The sequence below is a fragment of the Rhabdaerophilum sp. SD176 genome (genome assembly GCF_030143245.1).
Lineage (GTDB): Bacteria > Pseudomonadota > Alphaproteobacteria > Rhizobiales > Beijerinckiaceae > Rhabdaerophilum.
This window is the reverse complement of record NZ_JARJNS010000002.1, coordinates 105,191-123,077: the sequence shown is the minus strand read 5'-3', so window position 1 is coordinate 123,077 and position 17,887 is coordinate 105,191. Positions and strand designations below refer to the sequence as shown.

Below are 17,887 nucleotides of genomic sequence, written 5' to 3'. Positions count from 1 at the left end.
CTCACTGTTCCGCGACGAGCACCACCCAATAGACCCGATGGCGTGATTCCGGCCGGGCGACAACGCCGATGCCGTAACGCCGGCCCTTGCCCGCCCGCAAAACCGCATCATGCGCCGGCGAGCCCCGCCAGCCGGAAAAAGCATCGGCGAAACTGTGATAGCCGCCCGAGACGCTCCGTTTCAGCCCCTTGACGGGCCGGTTGCCCGGCAGGGCATCGGTGGATAGCTCACCCCGCGCCGCCAGCCGCGCCGCCTCGCCCCGGGCCTGCTCCGCGAGTGCCGGATCCCATTCCAGAGCCGGCAACCCGAGATTGGTGCGGTAGCCATTGATGATTGTCGTGCTGGTCTGCGGATCAAGCGCTGTGCCCGAGCGGGCGAGATCGACATAGAAGGCCGGCTGAGGTCGCGAAGGCGCCGAATCGGAACAGGCCGCAAGCCCGAGGGCGGAAGCCAAGGCCAGGAAGGCCGGATTGCACATGGCCCTGTTCCTCATGTCGCGCTCTTCGGAGGTTCCGGCGACCGCTCCGTGGCAACAAAGGAACCAGCCCCTGTGCCCGGCATATTGGTGATCTCGAGCCGGCGGGTTGGATAGGGGACTTCGATCTTCGCCGCGCGCAGGCGACGGAAGATATCGAAAAGCAATTCGCTCCTTGTCACCAGCATCGCGTCGACATCGCAGAAGCACCGCAGCTCGAAATCGAGCCCGGATTCGCCGAGATTCTTGAAAATCACGATCGGCGCCGGCTCGCTCATCACCTCGCGATGGGCAAGGGCGGCATCGCGCAACAATTGCTGCACCTGATCCGGATCCGACTCATAGTCGACATTGATCGGAATGATGATGCGGCCGGTTCGATCCGAATGCATCCAGTTCTTGACCCGGCCGCCGATAAACTCGGAATTGGGAATAATCAGGCTCGCCCGGTCAAAGGTCTGGATTTCCGTGGCCCGGACATTGATCCGTTTCACGGTTCCCTGCTCCTCGCCGACGACAATCCAGTCGCCAACGCGGATCGGCCGCTCCCAGAGCAGGATGAGCCCGGAAACAAAATTCCCGACAATCGACTGGAGGCCGAAACCGATCCCCACCGAAAGTGCGCCGGCAACGATGGCGATCTTGTCGAGCGAGAAACCTGCCTGCCCGAGCGCAAGCGACGCGGCGATGATGAAGCCGACATAGCCGAAGATCGTGCGGATCGAGTTCCTGAGGCCGATATCAAGGCCGGTATGCGGCAGGTAATGGGTGTCCAGCCAGTTCTGGATCGCCTTGGTGACAAGGATGCCGCCAAGGAACAGCACCAACGCGAGCGCGATGGTCGAGAGCGAGATCGTCACGCCGCCGACCTCGAAACCGAAAAATGCCGCGCGAAGATTACCGAAAAGGTTGGAGGAATCGACACCCCATGGCGCGAGCGCGAGCATGACCACGGACACATAGACGATCAGACTGGCCAATCCGGAAACCAGGACGCTCGCCTGATCCAGCGAGCCCGCGGCAAGACCGGTCGCCTCCCGCAAGCGGCGGCCCAGAGCCCCGCGTGACGAGAGGCCGGAACCGATCATTTCTTCGATCAGAACAAGGATCAGCGTCGAGACCAGGGTCAGGATCAACAGCCAGGCGATCTGTTGAACAAGGAACGCGGCCAGAGCGACATATCCGAACAAGGCGGCCAGGATTACGACGATGCAGACGATCCAGCCGATCAGACGGGGCAAGATCAGGTGGGAGCCGACGCGATCCTCGATCTCGCCGGTTTTTTCATCGATCTTGGTTCGGAATGCCCTTCGAAGACCGTGCATCAGGCGGGCAGCCAGAAGGACCGCAAACAGGCCCTTGGTGACAACCGTCAGCGGCAAGCTGGCCACGTTCGCCGATTGCACCGCCTCGAAGACTTTCGCAACGGCCAGGATCGTGGCGATGGCGCCGATGGTGCGCCAGAGTTCGATCGCCACCCGGTCCGGCAGCATGAACAAGCGCCATTGACTCCGGAACGGCGAAAGGACTCCAGCGGCAAGACCGCTCATGCCGAAGACAAAGGCGATCCCGTTGGTGATGGACACCATGACCGAATCGGTGCGGCCCGGCAGGAGACCAAAGTTTCGGAACATCTGGAGCAACAGATAGAGAAGGATGGCCGGTGCCACGGCGGTGAGGAGCACTCTCCGCAATCCGACCAGGACCCGGTCTATTCGCTTGGGTTCAACCTCGCTTTCGAGGTCGATGCGCCCGGCAAACGAGCCAGAGCGGATCCAGTTGCGCGCCTTTGGCAATCCGGCAAAAGCCACCGCGAAGAAGACGGCAATCAACACCATCTCGTACCAGTCGAAATGACCAACGATCGCTTCCACCCATTGCCGCATCAGGAACCTGAAGGCAGCCGCGTCCTGAGGGAGCGCCCGGCTGACATCCAGCCAGAGGCTCGGTGCGAGAAGCGAGGGCCCCTGCTTGAGGATGGCACGGGCAAAATTCTCACGCCGGCGCTCCGAGATGGCATCCTGCAATTGCTGGACACGGAGCGCGAGGGCCCGTGCCAGCCGCAGGGGTTCTTCGATTTCCTGCCAGGCTTTCTGTTGCTCGGCTCTATCCTTGACGACATCGGCACTTTCGGTGATGCCCTTGCCGGGCTCCGGGGCCGGACCGAGCCGGTCGAGGCGGGCCTTGACCTCATCGGCGCGTGGCTGTTCGCGCTGGATCAATTGTTCGATCGCCAGTGCAATCGGATCAAGACGGGTGCGGAGTTCGGACAGGCGCTTGTCGTCCAGCGTTTCCCTCTGCAACGCCGCCTCAACCTGGGTCAGTTCCAGGCGTCCGGTTTCCAGCAAGGCACGGGCATCACGGGCCGGCGGCGCCTGCGCGTTTGCCCCGCTCGCCAGCATCAGAGCAAGCAGAAAAAGGATGCCGGAGCGCAACAGAAAGCGGCCAAACATGCAGCAGGAACCCATCTGAATTCATCGGGACGCGCCCGGTCGGTCGAATCGGGCAGCGCGGCGAATACCGGTCTATCTAGCCCGAAAGCACGGCAGCGTCATTTGTGCCGAAAAGGATGAGTACGGAATTTCAGGGCCGGAACCAGCCCCTAGACCACGCTCGTCATGCCGCCATCGACCATGAGAAGATGGCCATTGACATAGCTCGACGCATCCGAGGCCAGGAACACCGCCGCACCGACAAGCTCGCGCACATCGCCCCATCGGCCGGCCGGCGTCCGCTTCTCGACCCAGGCCGAGAATTCGGCATTCTTCACCAGCGCATCATTGAGTTCGGTCTTGAAATAGCCCGGCCCGATCGCATTGACCTGGATGTTGTGCGGTCCCCATTCGGCGGCGAGGCCGCGCGTCATCATTTTCACACCGCCCTTGCTGGCATTGTAGGGCACGATCGAAGCCCGGCCGAGTTCGCTTTGCACCGAGCCGATATTGATGATCTTGCCGCGCTTGCGCGCCAGCATATGCCGCCCCACCGCTTGGCTGACAAAGAAAACACTGTCGAGATTGGTCGCCTGCAGCCGGCGCCAGTCAGCCGGATCATAATCGACCGCGGGGCCGCGGATCTGGATCCCGGCATTGTTGATCAGGATGTCGATTGCCCCGATTTCCGCTTCCACGCGGTCGATAGCGGCCCGGCTGGACGCCGCATCGGTGACATCGAAGGCCACGCCATCGGCAGTGAAGCCGCGGGCCCGCAACGCCGCCAGCGGGGCTTCAAGCGATTCGGCCGCGCGGGCATTGAGCAGAATCGCCGCCCCGGCCTCGGCCAGCCCCTCGGCCAGCGCCAGCCCGATCCCCCGGCTCGACCCGGTGACGAGGGCGCGCCGCCCGGAAAGGGTGAAAAGGGAGAGCGCGCTGGTCATGTCTGCACCTTTGGGTTGCCCTGCCGGCCGCATTGTGCCGTGATAGGGACAAGGATAACAAATTCGGTCCCGGCGCGCGGGACCTTGCGGGGAAACATGTTGAACGGCCAAACATCGCAGCGGTCAACCTTGGGCGTGGTCTGCCACGCCGCACGCGTGCTCAAGGTCGAGCCGGTCCCGGTGCCGGAGATCGGCGAAACGCAGGTCGAGCTGGCTATCGCCGCCGGCGGCATCTGCGGCTCGGACCTGCATTACTATCTCGATGGCCGGATCGGCGCGATCGAGGTCCGTCAGCCCTTCGTGCTTGGCCACGAGTTTTCCGCTACGGTCACCGCCATCGGGCGGGCGGTAACCGCCCTGCAGGTCGGCGATCGCGTGGCGGTCAACCCCGCCCGGGCCTGCGGCACCTGCAGCTATTGTCAGGCCGGCCTGCAGATCCATTGCCTCAACATGCTGTTCTACGGCTCGGCCATGCGCTTCCCCCATGTCAGCGGCGGGTTCCGGCAAATGCTGGTCGCGGAGGCCGCGCAATGCGAGAAGCTTCCGGCTGATTTCGACCTTGCCCGCGCCGCCTTTGCCGAGCCGCTGGCCGTCTGCCTCCATGCCGTGGAGCGGGCTGGCCCGCTTTCCGGCCGCCGCATCCTTGTCACGGGCTGCGGCCCGATCGGGGCGCTGACGATCATGGCGGCGCGCTATGCCGGCGCGAGCGAGATCACCGTGACCGATGTTTCGGACAGCGCCATCGCGATGGGACTGAAGATCGGCGCCGATATCGGCGTCAATGTCTCCCGCGAACCGGAGAAGATGACCGCCTTTAGCGCAAACAAGGGCAGTTTCGACGTGGTTTTCGAATGTTCGGGTCATCAATCAGCGATCCGATCGGCGATGGACGTGATCCGGCCGCGCGGCATCCTCGTGCTGGTGGGCCTTGGCGGCGAGACGCAACTGATGATCAACACGGCCGTGGCCAAGGAGATCGACATGCGCGGCACATTCCGGTTCGGCACCGAATTCCGGACGGCCGTGCAGGCGCTGGTCTCGGGCCGGATCAACCCGATGCCGCTGCTGACCGAAATCATTCCCTTCCGCGAGGCGCAGCGCGCCTTCGATCTCGCGGCAGACAGGAGCCGGGCCATGAAGGTCCAGCTCGCTTTCGCCTGAGCAGGAGCCGGCCCCGGAAAAAAGGTCCGGGGCCGCCGGCCTCAGCCGTTGCGATAGGTGTAGCTGTAGCCGTTGATCGCCGGCGCGCCGCCGAGATGGGCATAGAGGACGTTCGACCCGGCCGGGAAATAGCCTTTCTTCACAAGGTCGATCATCGCCTGCATCGACTTCCCCTCATAGACCGGGTCGGTGATCATCGCTTCCGTGCGGGCAGCGAACCGGATCGCCTCGTTGGTCTCGGCGCTGGGAATGCCATAGGCCGGATAGGCATAGTCGTTGAGGATCACGATCTCGTCGTCGCGCACCGGGCGGCCGAGCTCGACCAGCCCGGCCGTGTTGTCGACGATCGCGCGCACCTGCTCGCGGGTCTGATCCGGTGTGCCCGAGGCATCGATCCCGATCACGCGGTCGGCGCGGTTGTCATCGGCGAAGCCCACGATCATGCCCGCCTGGGTGGAACCGGTGACAACGCAGACGATGATGTAATCGAAGCGGATGCCCATCTCGGCCTCCTGCTTGCGGACCTCCTCGGCGAAACCGACATAACCAAGCCCGCCATAGGGGTGCACCGAAGCGCCGGCCGGAATGCCATACGGTACGCCGCCGGCATCCTTGACGGACTGGATCGCATCCTCCCAGCTCCTGCGGATGCCGATATCGAACCCGTCCGGCACGATGCGGCTGTCGGCGCCCATCAGGCGGGTCAACAGGATGTTGCCAACGCGGTCATAGACGGCATCCTCATGGGGCACCCAGCTTTCCTGCACCACGACGCATTTCAGGCCAAGCTTCGCGGCCGTCGCGGCGACCATGCGGGTATGGTTCGACTGGACTCCGCCAATGGAGACCAGCGTGTCGGCCTTCTTCGCCAGGATATCCGGCACGATGTATTCGAGCTTGCGCAGCTTGTTGCCCCCGAAGGCAAGGCCGGAATTGCAATCATCGCGCTTGGCAAAAAGATTCACTTTGCCGCCGAGGGCGGCACTCATCCGGCGCATCGGTTCGATCGGCGTTGGGCCGAAGGTCAGCGGATAGCGTTCGAATTTGTCGAGTCGGATCATGGCACGGCCTCCTGGCATTGAGGGCAGCAAATTACCATCATCAAAACGAAAGGTGCTCCCGAAGATCAGGCCTTTGCTGATCGTGATTGCAAGTCTTTCACTATTTTGATTGATTGAAATTCCAAAGTCAGTTGTAAAATGAAAGATTCTTTCATGGACGAGAAAATCGACCGTGTCGACCGCCGGATTCTCAAGCTGCTGCAGCAGGACGGGCGGATGTCGAATGCCGAACTGGCAGCCCTGGTCCATACCAGCCCGGCAACCTGCCACCGGCGCACGAAGCGCCTGTTCGATCTGGGCTATATCCGCCAGGTCCGGGCCGAGATCGCGCCGCAGAAGGTCGAGCGCGGGACGCTGGTGATTGTCGGCGTCGAACTGGACCGCTCGACACCGGAAAGCTTCGGCGCGTTCGAGGCCGCGATCCGGAAGCTGGCCTTCGTGCTGGATTGCCACCTTGTTGCCGGCGACTTCGATTTCTTCCTCAAGATCCGCGTGCGCGACATCGCCGATTTCAACCTGCTCCATGGCGACCAGCTGATTCGCCTGCCCGGCGTCAGGCAGACGCGAACCTTCTTCGTCATGAAGGAGGTCATCGACAATGCGGAGCTGGATTTCTGATCATTCCTCGCCGCTGGCGGCATTCTCGGCGGCAATGGTCTGGGAGAGCTGATCGATCAACGGCAGGATGATGGCCTGCTGCTCCGACGACAACGATGCCATGAGGCGCTCGTGCCGCGCGAGCATGACGGGCCGCGTCGCCTTCTCCACATCCCATCCCGCCGGTGTCAGGCTGGCCCAGACAGCGCGGCGATCATCCGGGCGGCGTGTCGTGAGGATCAGCCCCCGCTGTTCGAGGCCGTTCAGTGTCCGGCTGAGAAGGCCCGGATCCAGCCGGGCGAGGCTGCCCAGCTGCCGTCCGTTCATCTCCCCGCCCTTCCCGAGCAGCGACACCACGCGCCATTCCGGAACATTCAGCCCACCGGTCTGCCGCAGCAGGCGGTTGCTCTGCCGGTTCAGCTCCGAGACAAGGCGCGCGAGGCGGAACGTGATCAGGTTCTCGAGATCATGGGTCGACATGGCACAGAACTCGCGCTGGATGGGGCGGATCATATAGTTGATTTGTCAATTATTGACAAATCAACTAAATAAGGCTTCCCTTGAGGGCCGCCTTGCCGGAAAACACCGGTCAGGCTCATGTCTTCAGGAGGGCATCATGGCACATCTTTTATCCGTGTTTCTGGGATTGTTGCTCGCCTTTCCGGGGTTTTCCCCGGCCATGAGCCAGACCCGCTTCCCCGAGAAAACCATCCAGATCATCGCGCCCTATGCGCCCGGCGGCGCGGCCGATATTTTCGCCCGCATGATCGCCGGAGATCTCGAGAAGCGGCTCGGCCAGTCGGTGATCGTGGTCAACCGGCCCGGAGCCGGAACGATCATCGGCGCACAGGCGCTGATCGCTGCCCCGGCGGACGGCTACACCCTGTTCCTCAGCTCCAATTCGACCTTCACGCTCAATCCCGCCGTGATCCCGAAGATTCCTTATGACGCGACGAAGGATTTCGAGCCGATCGCCCAACTCGCGACGATCGGCCTTGTGCTGCTGACCCATGCCGACAACCCGGTCCGGGACGTCGCGGGGCTTGTGGCGGCCGCAAGGGCCGAACCGGACAAGCTCAATATGGCCTCCTTCGGCAATGCCACCGTCTCGCATTTCGGCGGCGAGTGGTTCAAGGCCACGGCGGGAATCCGGATGGTGCATGTTCCCTATCGCGGCAGTGGCCCGGCCATGAATGACCTTGTGGCCCGGCATATTCCCTATCTGGTCGACACGATCGTCGCGGCGAAACCGCAGGTCGAGGCCGGCAAGATCCGGCCCCTCGCCGTCACGATGGCAAGCCGATCGGCCATGATGCCGGACGTGCCGACACTCCGGGAGCTTGGATACAAGGACATCGACCTCTCGTCCTGGGTCGCGCTCGTCACGGCAAAGGGTGTGCCGGCGGATGCCCGCAGGGTGCTTTCGGATGCTGTGGCGGCCATGCTGCAGGACCCGGTCATGAAGGAGAAGATGCTCAAGGCCGGCTTCGAACCCGCCTACAGGACCTATCCGGATTGGTCGGCGACGATCGCCGCCGAGATCGCCGCGATGAAGGCCATCGCAGCCCAGGCCGGCATCAAGGCAGAGTAGGCATCCATGGCCGAACCCTGTGATCTCCCTGCCGTCATTGCGCGGCAGGCGATGGCTTCTCGCGCGCTCTCGCCGGTTGAACTGGTCAAGAGCTGCATCGCCCGGATCGAGGCGGTCGATCCGGCGGTCAATGCCATGATCGCCCGGGATTTCGAGGGCGCCCTGGCGGAGGCCAGGGAAAAGGAAGCCGCGATCATGCGCGGCGATCCGCTGGGCCCCCTCCACGGCCTGCCGCTGGCCGTGAAGGATCTCATCGATGCAAAGGGCCTGCCGACAACGTTCGGCTCGCCACTTTTTGCCGCGAACCGGGCCGCGAAGGACGAGGCGATCGTCGCCATGTTGCGACGGGCCGGCGCGATCGTGATCGGCAAGACCAACACGCCCGAATGGGGTGCCGGCGGAAATACGCGCAATGCCGTGCATGGCGTGACCGGCAATCCGTTTGATCCGTCGCGCTCGGCGGCCGGCTCCTCGGGCGGATCTGCCGTGGCGGTCGCTACCGGCATGGTGCCGCTGGCCACGGGGTCCGATACCGGCGGCTCACTCCGCAACCCGGCCGCCTTCAACGGGATTGTCGGCTACAGGCCCTCGCCGGGGCTGGTCGCCAGTGACAGCCGGAACATGAGCTGGATCCAGCTGGCCCAGCTCGGACCGATGGCCCGGAATGTCGCCGATGCCGGCCTGATGGCCTCCTGCATGATGGAACGGAGCGCAACGGATTCCATCTCGGTCATTGCCCATGAAGGCCGGGTCGAGGCGGCGCTCTTCGCCGATCCGCCACCCGTCGAGCTCCGCGGAATGCGGCTCGCTGTATCCGCCGATCTCGGCTTCGCGCCGACGGAAAGCGCGATCCGGACGGTTTTCGCGACGAAATGCGCGCGCCTTGCGAGGGAAGTCGGATCGATCGAGGAAACGCATCCGGATTGCCGTGATGCGGATGAGGCGTTCGGGATCCTGCGCGGGGTGATGTTCCTGGGCCGGCACCGGGAACTGGCGGAGCGCCATCCCGACCAGGTCGGCCCCAATATCCACCAGCAGATTGCGGAAGGCCTCCGGTACACGGCGGTCGATGTGGCGCGTGCGCTGTCGCTGCAGACGGCAATGTACCGGTCGTGGCAGGGGTTCTTCGAGCGGTTTGACCTGCTCGTGACACCGGCCATCACGATCAGCCCGCGCGCCTGGCGCGAGCTCTATCCGGCAGAAATCGACGGGCAACCGACACGGACCTACTATCAGTGGCTGGCTTTGGCCTATGCCGTCACGCTGACAGGCCACCCGGCAATCGCGATTCCTGTCGGGCGCGATCACGCAGGCATGCCGTTCGGAATCCAGATTGTCGGGCCGAGAGGCGGAGATCTGAAGGTGCTCGCCGCTGCCAGGGCGCTGGAAACGATCTTCGCAGGCTCGGAAGACACCGCCCGGCCGGAGCCGGACATCGAATGGCTGAAGGCGCAGCCACCCCTCGCCATGAGCGAAGGGTTCCGCGCCTTCGATTGATGCGGAAACCGGATCTCAGCGGCGGCCGTTATGCCGTGCGCCGGCACCAGCTTCCGACTGCGCGGGCCGCTGGTGCGGGCTGTTCGGCCGGCGATGCGGCCGGCCACCGCGCGGCTGCTCCTTGCCCTGCCGGCCATGCGGAGCCGGGCGGGCCGGCTGGCTCTCCCGGATGATCGCGGCATCGGCAGGAAGACCCTCCGGCAGCGGCAGGGCCGGGATCGGCAGGCGGGTCAGCTTCTCGATATCCCGCAGGAAGGGCCGCTCGTCCGACGCACAGAAGGACAGGGCGATCCCCGCCGCGCCGGCGCGGGCCGTCCGGCCGATTCGATGCACGTAGGATTCGGGCACATTCGGCAGCTCGAAATTGATGACATGCGAGACGCCCTCGACATCGATGCCACGGGCCGCGATATCGGTGGCGACAAGAACCCGGCAAGCGCCCGAGCGGAACGCGCCGAGGGCCCGTTCGCGCTGCGCCTGGCTCTTGTTGCCATGGATGGCGCTGGCTTCGATGCCCGACTTGACGAGATGCTTCACGACGCGGTCCGCACCGTGCTTGGTCCGGGTGAAGACGAGGACGCGGTCGATGCTTTCATCGCGCAGCACCGCTTCCAGCAGAGCCTGCTTGGCGCCGCCCTGCACGAACATCACACCCTGCGTCACACGCTCTGCCGTGGTCGCAACCGGCGTCACCGCCACCTTGACAGGATCCGTCAGGAAGGCGTCGGCGAGGCCGGAAATCGTGCTCGGCATGGTGGCCGAGAAGAACAGGCTCTGACGCTTCTTCGGCAGCATCGGAATGATGCGCTTGAGGGGCACGATGAAGCCGAGATCGAGCATCTGGTCCGCCTCGTCGAGAACGAGGATCTCGAGATCGCGCAGCGAAAGGGCACGCTGGTCGATCAGGTCGAGCAGGCGGCCCGGCGTCGCCACCAGGATATCCGCACCCGGCTGAAGCCGGCGGATCTGCTTGCCGATCGGCACGCCGCCGAAGACAACATCGATCGAGAGATGCATGAACTTGCCATAGGCACGGAAGCTCTCCGCGATCTGGCTGGCCAGTTCGCGGGTCGGGCTGAGGATCAGCGCGCGGCACGTGCCGGGCTTCCGGGTCGTACCCGACTTGCCGAGCCGATGCAGGATCGGCAGCGCGAAGGCCGCTGTCTTGCCGGTGCCGGTCTGGGCGATGCCCAGGAGATCCCGACCGGCCATCGCCTGCGGAATGGCCTGCGTCTGGATCGGGGTGGGTTGGGTATAGCCCTCGGCGGCAAGCGCACGCTGCAACGGCGCGAGGAGCTGGAAATCGGAGAAACTGGTCAAGGGAAACACTTTCGGAGAAGGTCGCGGCAACGCGACCGGACCCGCGAGCCTTGCTGGCGGGGCCTTCTGGAACAACCCGCGTGATGGGGTTGTCGGATCAACGAACGATTGAAGGGGAAAGCCGGCGCCGCATCTCGCTGAGAGGATCGGCGCAACCACGCTGCTTTGCACACGCGCCGTTCTGGCGCTGACGTTCTGTGCCTGTCATGCGCTTGCTGCACCGCAATGTCAAGGTGCGATACCCCCGCGGCGGGGCATGTCACTCAGCGATCACGGTCTCGACCAGCTGGAAAGGTGAGGAAACCACGGTCCCCAGCGTCCGGAAGACATAGGCGCCCGCCCCGCGGACCGCACCGCTGGATTTCTCGAGCTCCTGCAGGCGGGGCTGGTACTTGGCGAGCATGACGAACCGGTCGTGGTGGAAACTGTCGCCGGAATCGAGCGAGGAGATGTCGACCACGCGCAGCCTGGCCTGCTGGGCAATGTCCAGCAGGCGCTGATCCTTCACATCCATGGCGCCGAGCCGCTGGTAGCCGCCGGCAAGGCGGCTCGAGGCTTTCAGCGCCCGGTCATCCGGCGAGGTCAACACGGTCATGGGTGGATCCAGCGGGCCAATCGCCTGCATCTGCGTCCGGAACACGTCGATATCGATGTCCGGCGCCGCAAGCGTCACCTTCGGCTTCGGCAAGCCGGTCCAACGCCCCGCCAGCCGCAGATCCCGGACCGTTTCAACGGTCAGCCAGGTCCCCATGCTGTGCGCCAGGATGCCGAACGTGCCCGCCTTCCGGCCCCGAGCCGCGAGCTCGATGAGTTCGGCCAGATACTGGCGCGAATAGGTGGAGGAATCCCGATCCGTCAGGTACCCGGTCAATTGTCCCTGCGAGGGCCAGGCAAACAGGACAAGGGTCCCCGGAAAATTGGAATCCGCCTTCATCTGCGCGCCCCGGAAGATCGCATCGCGGAAGCCGGTATTGTAGCCATGGACAAAGATACCGAGCCGGGGATTGCCGGGCTTGGGCCGGATCTCGCGCTCGAATTGCGCCCGGTCGAGCCGCCTTTCGCTGAGAACCGTGAAGCCGTTGGCCGGGTTCAGATGGTCATCGCCCACCTCGATCGCTCCGGACTTGTGTCCGGGCGGGATGGTGACCACATAGGCTGCATAATGCAGCGTAGCGGCACGATTGTTGGAAAATTCTCGCGTGTCCTGCCCGTTCGGCGCGCGTGTTGTCGCAACATGGAGCTCAACTGTCCGCGCCCCTTCCGGCAGTGGCTGCTCGACCACCGCCACGGCGTTGCGGCCGGAACTGGCGCAGCCTGCAGCGCCCAGCGCAATCGCGAGAGCCGCAATCCAACAACGTACCCTGCCCGGCATGACATGCATCGACGCGATATTCCCGCTTGCGCCGGACGGTCCCGCAGACGAGGACGGGAGCGACGGCCCTTGGCCCTGCCCTTCAAGGCATTCCGGTTGTGGAAGAACGCGGGCGCATCGTCAAGCCGGATGCGCCAGCACCCCGACCGGGCTTGACACGAAGAGAAGTTTTACCGTCGATGACAAGCAGGTGAAGCGCTGGCACGCCAGAAGCCGAATTTATTCTAATTTATTGGTACTTAATGCTTTTTTGAATAACGAGACCGCGAATGGTGATCCCGACTGGATTCGAACCAGTGGCCTACAGTTTAGGAAACTGCCGCTCTATCCTGCTGAGCTACGGGACCCCACGGGAAGCGCATAGCAGAATTCGCGACTGAAATGCACCCTGCCCGGCGCCGATATGATGCATTTTTGCGGGCATGCTGCCTCGGCTCGATGGCGGGCTGGATGGTGCTGGCCAATCCTGCCCATGCCACCGACGCGGAGTGCCGCCCGTCCGGCGCGGAGCCGGCGGAGATCGCCATGATCACCCGGCAGGGCACACTTCGCCTGCGCGACGGCCGGGAGCTGACGCTTGCCCATCTCCTGCCTTTCGATAGCACCTTGGCGGAAGACCGCGAATCCGGTCCCGGGAAGCTTCGCGCCTGGCTGGCAGGCCAGATAATGTCCTGGAAACCTGCCGGGGAGCCGGATCGCTGGGGCCGGATTCCGGCCAACCTGTTCCTTCAGGAGCCGGACAGGCGGGAGCCGCCGTTCTGGCTTCAGGCAGGGCTTGCGCAGCAGGGATGGGCCGCGCTCTGGCCGGGCCGCATGCCCGCCGCTTGCTTGGCCCGGCTTCTTGCCGCAGAACGGCGCGCACTCGCCGGAGCCAGGGGACACTGGGCGGCGGGGGTCCAGGCTGGCCATCTTGCCCGCCTCGGCAGCACTCCCGAAGCCGCCATCGGCGAGCGGTTGGTGGTCGTCCTCCGCATCCGGTCAGTCCGCAGCGGCAGACTGGGTGGGTTTGTCAATTTCGTGCCATCATTGCATGGTTCACCTTCCTTGTTCTTGACCACCAGACAGATGGAAGCCTTCCGGCATGCGCAGCGCGACCCGTTTTCTTGGCAGGGCAAACGGGTCCTCCTGCGGTTCGTGGTTCCCGTGCAAGGAGTCGGGCGGATCCGGATCGAAGGCATCGACCATCTTCTCCCGATCGACTAAAGCTCGGGCCATGATGGCCCGCGTGTTCCGCAACCCGCATCCGGACGGTTCTGTCCCGGGCGGATTCCGGAAATCCGGCCTGGCCATCGGCTGCGTGACCGGGCTCGCCCTTGTTCTGTCGGCCTGCATCACCGACACGATTTCCGTGCCACCGGTCGAGCCGCAGCGCGTCCAGATTCCGGGAACGGGGCCGCGGCTCGAGCCCGGATCGCAACTGGAGCGCGAGCATCGCCGCCTTGTTGCCAGCTTCGGCGGGGAATACCGGTCGCAGAAGATCCAGACGCAGCTCAATGCGATTTCCGAACGGCTACGCCTTGTCTCCGACCGGCCCAGCGAACAATACCGCGTCATCGTCCTGAATTCGCCGTCGGTGAATGCGTTCGCACTGCCCAACGGCTATGTCTATCTGACGCGCGGCCTGCTGGCGCTCTCCAATGATACGGCCGAGATCGCCTCGGTCATCGCCCATGAGATCGCCCATGTCACCGCCCGCCATGCCATGGCCCGGGCCGAACTGGAAAGTCGTTCGGTCCTCGTCAGCCGGGTGATGAGCGAAGTGCTCGACAATCCCGGCGCAGGCCAGCTGATGCGTGACCAGTCCCGCGTGGCTTTCGCGAGTTTCTCGCGCCAGCAGGAAATCGACGCCGACGAGATGGGTGTGCGCGCCATCGCGAAGGCGGGGTTCGAGGCGCACGGCGCTACGCGATTCCTGATCGCGCTCGACCGGTCCAGCCGCATGCGCGAGGAAATTGCCGGCGGCGGCAAGGACGACAAGACAGACATCCTCGCCACCCACCCGCAAACGCCGGAACGCATCGCACGGGCGCTGGCGGTCGCGCGGGAATTCGGCGCCCCGGGCATCGGAGAGGCCGATCGGGCGCGCTGGCTGCAGGCTGTCGACGGCATGACCTTCGGCGACGACCCGACCCAGGGTGTCGTGAAGGGCCGCCAGTTTTTCCATCCCAAGCTGCGCTTTGCCATGTCGGCGCCGGAGGGCTTTGTTCTCGAGAATACGGCACAGGCGGTTCTCGGGGTGACGGCCGGCGCCAGGGAAGCTTTCCGGCTGGACTCGACCCGCGTGGATCAGGGGAAGTCACTGGCCGTGCTGCTGGCCGAGAACCCGATCGAAAGCATCGGTGTCACCGATATCCGGGAATTGCAGATCAACCAGCTCCCGGCTGCCACGGGCCTCGCCAAGGGCCCGGACTGGACCTTTCGCGTCTTCCTTATCCGGTCGGGCGATCTTGTCTATCGCATGATTTTCGCGGCCCAGGGCATGAATGCGGCGCAAGACCAGCGCTTTCTCGAGGCGGCCCAGAGTTTCCGCCGTATGACCGATGACGAGGTCCGGGAAATCCAGCCCCAGCGGATCCGTCTTGTCACCGCGCGCACCGGCGACAGGGCCGAGGATCTGGTCGCGTCCCACATGGCCGGGATCAGCCAGGCGCTGGAGCGCTTCTATGTGATCAACGGCCTCGGACCGGAAGACATCCTCCAGCCCGGCACGGCCTACAAGGTCATCGGCACGTAGGCCGATCAACCATAAGCGGAAACGAGCTGCGGGTTGCGCTCGATCAGGGCCTTGCGCAGCTTCTCGAGCGCGCGGTTCTCGATCTGCCGGACGCGTTCCTTCGAAATGCCCAGCTTTGAGCCGAGCGCCTCGAGGGTCTCGCCCTCCTCGCTCAGCTTCCGTTCGCGCAGGATGCGAAGCTCGCGTTCCGAAAGCACCGTCAACGCGCTCTGGAGCCATTCGTAGCGGCGCTCGCTGTCAATCGCCTCGCCCACCAGTTCATCCGGCAAGGGCCCGGTATCGGCAAAGAAATCGCCCCTGTTTGCACTGCCGGCATCCTCATCCGAAACCGGCGCGTTGAGCGACATGTCGGGCCCGCTGAGCCGGGCCTCCATCGTCGCGACATCGGCCTTTTGTACGCCAACGGCGGCCGCGATTTCGGCATGAAGGTCAAGGCCCGGCTCCTGCTCCATCCGCTGCGCGATGCGCATCCGGAGGCGGCGGAGGTTGAAGAACAGCGCCTTCTGGGCCGAGCTGGTGCCACCGCGGACAATCGACCAGTTCCGGAGAACGAAGTCCTGGATCGAAGCCCGGATCCACCAGGTCGCATAGGTGGAGAATCGCACTTCCCTCTCGGGTTCAAATCGCGCGGCGGCCTCGAGGAGGCCGACATGGCCTTCCTGCACAAGATCAGGCACGGGCAAACCATAGTTCCGGAACCGGGCAGCAATCGCGATGACCAGCCGCATATGGGCACGGGTCAATTGCTCGAGAGCGTCCTGATCACCATTGTCGCGCCATCGCACGGCCAACGCATGTTCGTCCTCGCGGGCCAGGTAGGGCGCGTCCATGGCGGCGCGCACGAAAGACCGGCTAATCCCCGATAACTGGGCCATGCACGTCTCCCTGTCATTCTCGTTTCAGGGGATACGCGCAAAATCGGCAACTGGTTCACCGGCACCCTTGGGAATCTCTGCCTCGGGCAGAAGAAAGCCCGCGGGGTCGCCGCGGGCTCCGGAAGGCTGGCGATCGGAACAGCGCTCAGGCTGCTTCCTCGCTCGCATCGTCATTGTCGGCATCGGGTTCGGCAGCGCCATCAGCGCCGCGCGCACGACGCGGGCCCTTGGCAAGGCTGGTCTCGATCCGCTTCATCGCCTCGGTCTCGGTCGAGCCGTCAACAGCGGCAACCTCGTCGACAAGCCGCGCCAGCGCGGTCTCGAACAGCTGGCGCTCCGAATAGGACTGCTCAGGCTGGGCTTCCGACCGGTAGAGATCGCGGACGACCTCCGCCACGGCGAGGATGTCGCCGGAATTGATTTTCGCTTCGTATTCCTGGGCGCGACGGCTCCACATGGTCCGCTTGACGCGGGCGCGGCCGGTCAGCACATCGAGGGCCTTGGCGATGCCAGCCGCTTCGGTGAGCTTGCGCATACCGACGCTCGCGACCTTGGCCACGGGCACGCGGAGGGTCATTTTTTCCTTTGCGAAGCTGACGACAAAAAGCTCAAGTTTGAAACCCGCAATCTCCTGTTCCTCGATCGCCGTCACCTGTCCGACGCCATGGGCCGGATAGACGATGTATTCGCCCGGCTTGAACCCATCGCGCTGTGTCGTCTTCTTTGTGCTCATCATGTCCCTCACTATCGCGCGCGGGTTGATGCAACCGGCGCACGAATTGTGGCAGCCTGTGCCACGCTCAGATCAGGCATACCCTGCCGGTTTGCCTGAACACATTCAGCGAAAAGACGGGGAACCTTGCCCGGAACTGCCCAAGAAACGTGTGTAGCCCGCGCGCGGCTCGCGTGCAGGCCATGAAAAGGTCACGTCAATGGGAAGCTAGGCGCAAGGAAGCGGCCACCTGTTTCGACTGTTAGACAAGACCGTATCACGATTCCAGCCGAAAATCAAAAACTCCCGCTTCCCCGCTCCCGGCGGGGCAATCGGAAGGTTAACGGCGATGGCCGATCAGTCGCCTTGGCCCGGCTTGGGCGAGAAATAGGTCTCGAACTTGTTCGGCTTGCCGTCGAATTCCTTGGAATCGGTTGGCGCCTCGCGCTTGATCGTGATGTTCGGCCAGGTCTTGGCGAATTCCGCATTGACCTTCAGCCAGCTCTCAAGGCCCGGCTCGGTATCCGGCTTGATGGCTTCGGCCGGGCATTCGGGCTCACAGACGCCACAATCGATGCACTCGTCGGGATGGATGACGAGCATGTTCTCGCCTTCGTAGAAACAGTCCACGGGGCAGACTTCCACGCAATCCATGTATTTGCAGCGAATGCAATTGTCGGTGACCACATAGGTCATCGGTCTCTCCTGCAATGCGGAATGGCGGCGGGCGCCATATCAACGGTTTCGCCCTTCGCTAGATCGGATTTGGCCCACATGCAAGCGAAGGGATGTTGCGCCTGCTCAATCACGGGGTCTCGACAGGCCGGTAGAGACGGGCAGCATCGTTGGCGTCGCCGCGCCGTCCGGCCAGGGCCAGCACCTCGATGACGATTGTCCGCCCCGGGAGGGCAAGCGTCAGGATATCGCCCGGCGCCACTGCAGCGCCAGGTTTCTGGACCCGCCGGCCATTAAGCCGCACCCGTCCCGCGCGGACAAGATCAGCACAGGCCTCGCGGGAGCGCTGGAACCTTGCGAACCAGATCCACCGGTCGAGCCGGAGGTCATCGGCCTCGGCCGCAGCCTCCGCATCGGATGACCGGCTGCCGCGCCCCATCG

General features: G+C 64.2%; 17 protein-coding genes and 1 tRNA gene. 6 read left to right on the top strand and 12 right to left on the bottom strand.

Annotated features, from left to right (window positions below):
* Position 1 precedes the first annotated feature (1 nt).
* The 3 genes from P0652_RS04275 to P0652_RS04265 form a co-directional block, all read right to left on the bottom strand.
* A complete protein-coding gene (locus P0652_RS04275; protein WP_284177532.1) occupies positions 2-493 on the bottom strand; it encodes a CAP domain-containing protein in 492 nt (163 codons plus the stop codon).
* On the bottom strand, positions 490-2,928 hold the full coding sequence (locus P0652_RS04270) for a DUF3772 domain-containing protein (RefSeq protein WP_284177531.1): 2,439 nt from the start codon (positions 2,926-2,928) through the stop codon (positions 490-492). The genes P0652_RS04275 and P0652_RS04270 overlap by 4 nt, the downstream gene beginning before the upstream one ends.
* A gap of 149 nt (positions 2,929-3,077) precedes the next feature.
* A complete protein-coding gene (locus P0652_RS04265; protein WP_284177530.1) occupies positions 3,078-3,851 on the bottom strand; it encodes a glucose 1-dehydrogenase in 774 nt (257 codons plus the stop codon).
* Between the two features lie 96 nt (positions 3,852-3,947).
* Between P0652_RS04265 and P0652_RS04260 the strand changes: the two genes are divergently transcribed.
* Entirely contained in the window at positions 3,948-5,012 is a 1,065-nt protein-coding gene (locus P0652_RS04260) for an L-idonate 5-dehydrogenase (RefSeq protein ID WP_284177529.1), read from the top strand.
* Between the two features lie 41 nt (positions 5,013-5,053).
* Here the strand turns inward: P0652_RS04260 and P0652_RS04255 are convergent, their stop codons facing one another.
* On the bottom strand, positions 5,054-6,073 hold the full coding sequence (locus P0652_RS04255) for a 1-aminocyclopropane-1-carboxylate deaminase (protein ID WP_284177528.1): 1,020 nt from the start codon (positions 6,071-6,073) through the stop codon (positions 5,054-5,056).
* A 153-nt stretch (positions 6,074-6,226) separates the two neighbouring features.
* On the opposite strand from P0652_RS04255, the gene P0652_RS04250 reads away from it, so the two are divergent.
* On the top strand, positions 6,227-6,691 hold the full coding sequence (locus P0652_RS04250) for an Lrp/AsnC family transcriptional regulator (RefSeq protein ID WP_284177527.1): 465 nt from the start codon (positions 6,227-6,229) through the stop codon (positions 6,689-6,691).
* Here P0652_RS04250 and P0652_RS04245 read toward each other — a convergent pair whose 3' ends face one another.
* Entirely contained in the window at positions 6,692-7,183 is a 492-nt protein-coding gene (locus P0652_RS04245; RefSeq protein ID WP_284177526.1) for a MarR family winged helix-turn-helix transcriptional regulator, read from the bottom strand.
* Positions 7,184-7,286: 103 nt separating this feature from the next.
* On the opposite strand from P0652_RS04245, the gene P0652_RS04240 reads away from it, so the two are divergent.
* Positions 7,287-8,261, top strand: coding sequence for a Bug family tripartite tricarboxylate transporter substrate binding protein (locus P0652_RS04240; RefSeq protein WP_284177525.1), 975 nt, complete (start codon positions 7,287-7,289; stop codon positions 8,259-8,261).
* 6 nt (positions 8,262-8,267) lie between these two features.
* Entirely contained in the window at positions 8,268-9,758 is a 1,491-nt protein-coding gene (locus P0652_RS04235) for an amidase (protein ID WP_284177524.1), read from the top strand.
* A 15-nt stretch (positions 9,759-9,773) separates the two neighbouring features.
* Here P0652_RS04235 and P0652_RS04230 read toward each other — a convergent pair whose 3' ends face one another.
* The 3 genes from P0652_RS04230 to P0652_RS04220 all read right to left on the bottom strand — a co-directional run bounded on the left by P0652_RS04230 (position 9,774) and on the right by P0652_RS04220 (position 12,797).
* A complete protein-coding gene (locus P0652_RS04230; RefSeq protein WP_284177523.1) occupies positions 9,774-11,078 on the bottom strand; it encodes a DEAD/DEAH box helicase in 1,305 nt (434 codons plus the stop codon).
* A gap of 259 nt (positions 11,079-11,337) precedes the next feature.
* On the bottom strand, positions 11,338-12,459 hold the full coding sequence (locus P0652_RS04225) for an alpha/beta hydrolase (protein ID WP_284177522.1): 1,122 nt from the start codon (positions 12,457-12,459) through the stop codon (positions 11,338-11,340).
* 261 nt (positions 12,460-12,720) lie between these two features.
* Positions 12,721-12,797, bottom strand: a tRNA-Arg gene (locus tag P0652_RS04220).
* Between the two features lie 91 nt (positions 12,798-12,888).
* On the opposite strand from P0652_RS04220, the gene P0652_RS04215 reads away from it, so the two are divergent.
* Complete coding sequence (locus P0652_RS04215) at positions 12,889-13,653, top strand: hypothetical protein (RefSeq protein ID WP_284177521.1); 765 nt, start codon at positions 12,889-12,891, stop codon at positions 13,651-13,653.
* 10 nt (positions 13,654-13,663) lie between these two features.
* Positions 13,664-15,184, top strand: coding sequence for a M48 family metalloprotease (locus P0652_RS04210; RefSeq protein ID WP_284177519.1), 1,521 nt, complete (start codon positions 13,664-13,666; stop codon positions 15,182-15,184).
* 5 nt (positions 15,185-15,189) lie between these two features.
* Here the strand turns inward: P0652_RS04210 and P0652_RS04205 are convergent, their stop codons facing one another.
* From P0652_RS04205 to P0652_RS04190, 4 genes are all read right to left on the bottom strand, one after another.
* Positions 15,190-16,059 carry an RNA polymerase factor sigma-32 gene (locus P0652_RS04205; RefSeq protein ID WP_284177518.1) on the bottom strand — a complete coding sequence of 290 codons (870 nt, stop codon included), beginning with the start codon at positions 16,057-16,059 and terminating at the stop codon, positions 15,190-15,192.
* A 145-nt stretch (positions 16,060-16,204) separates the two neighbouring features.
* Positions 16,205-16,795 (bottom strand): CarD family transcriptional regulator, encoded by a 591-nt coding sequence (locus tag P0652_RS04200; RefSeq protein WP_284177517.1) that lies wholly within the window; start codon positions 16,793-16,795, stop codon positions 16,205-16,207.
* 333 nt (positions 16,796-17,128) lie between these two features.
* The gene (gene fdxA / locus P0652_RS04195) at positions 17,129-17,467 is read right to left on the bottom strand and encodes a ferredoxin FdxA (RefSeq protein WP_284177516.1); all 339 of its coding nucleotides are present in this window, start codon (positions 17,465-17,467) and stop codon (positions 17,129-17,131) included.
* Between the two features lie 109 nt (positions 17,468-17,576).
* Positions 17,577-17,885 carry an RNA-binding S4 domain-containing protein gene (locus tag P0652_RS04190; protein ID WP_284177515.1) on the bottom strand — a complete coding sequence of 103 codons (309 nt, stop codon included), beginning with the start codon at positions 17,883-17,885 and terminating at the stop codon, positions 17,577-17,579.
* Positions 17,886-17,887 lie beyond the last annotated feature (2 nt).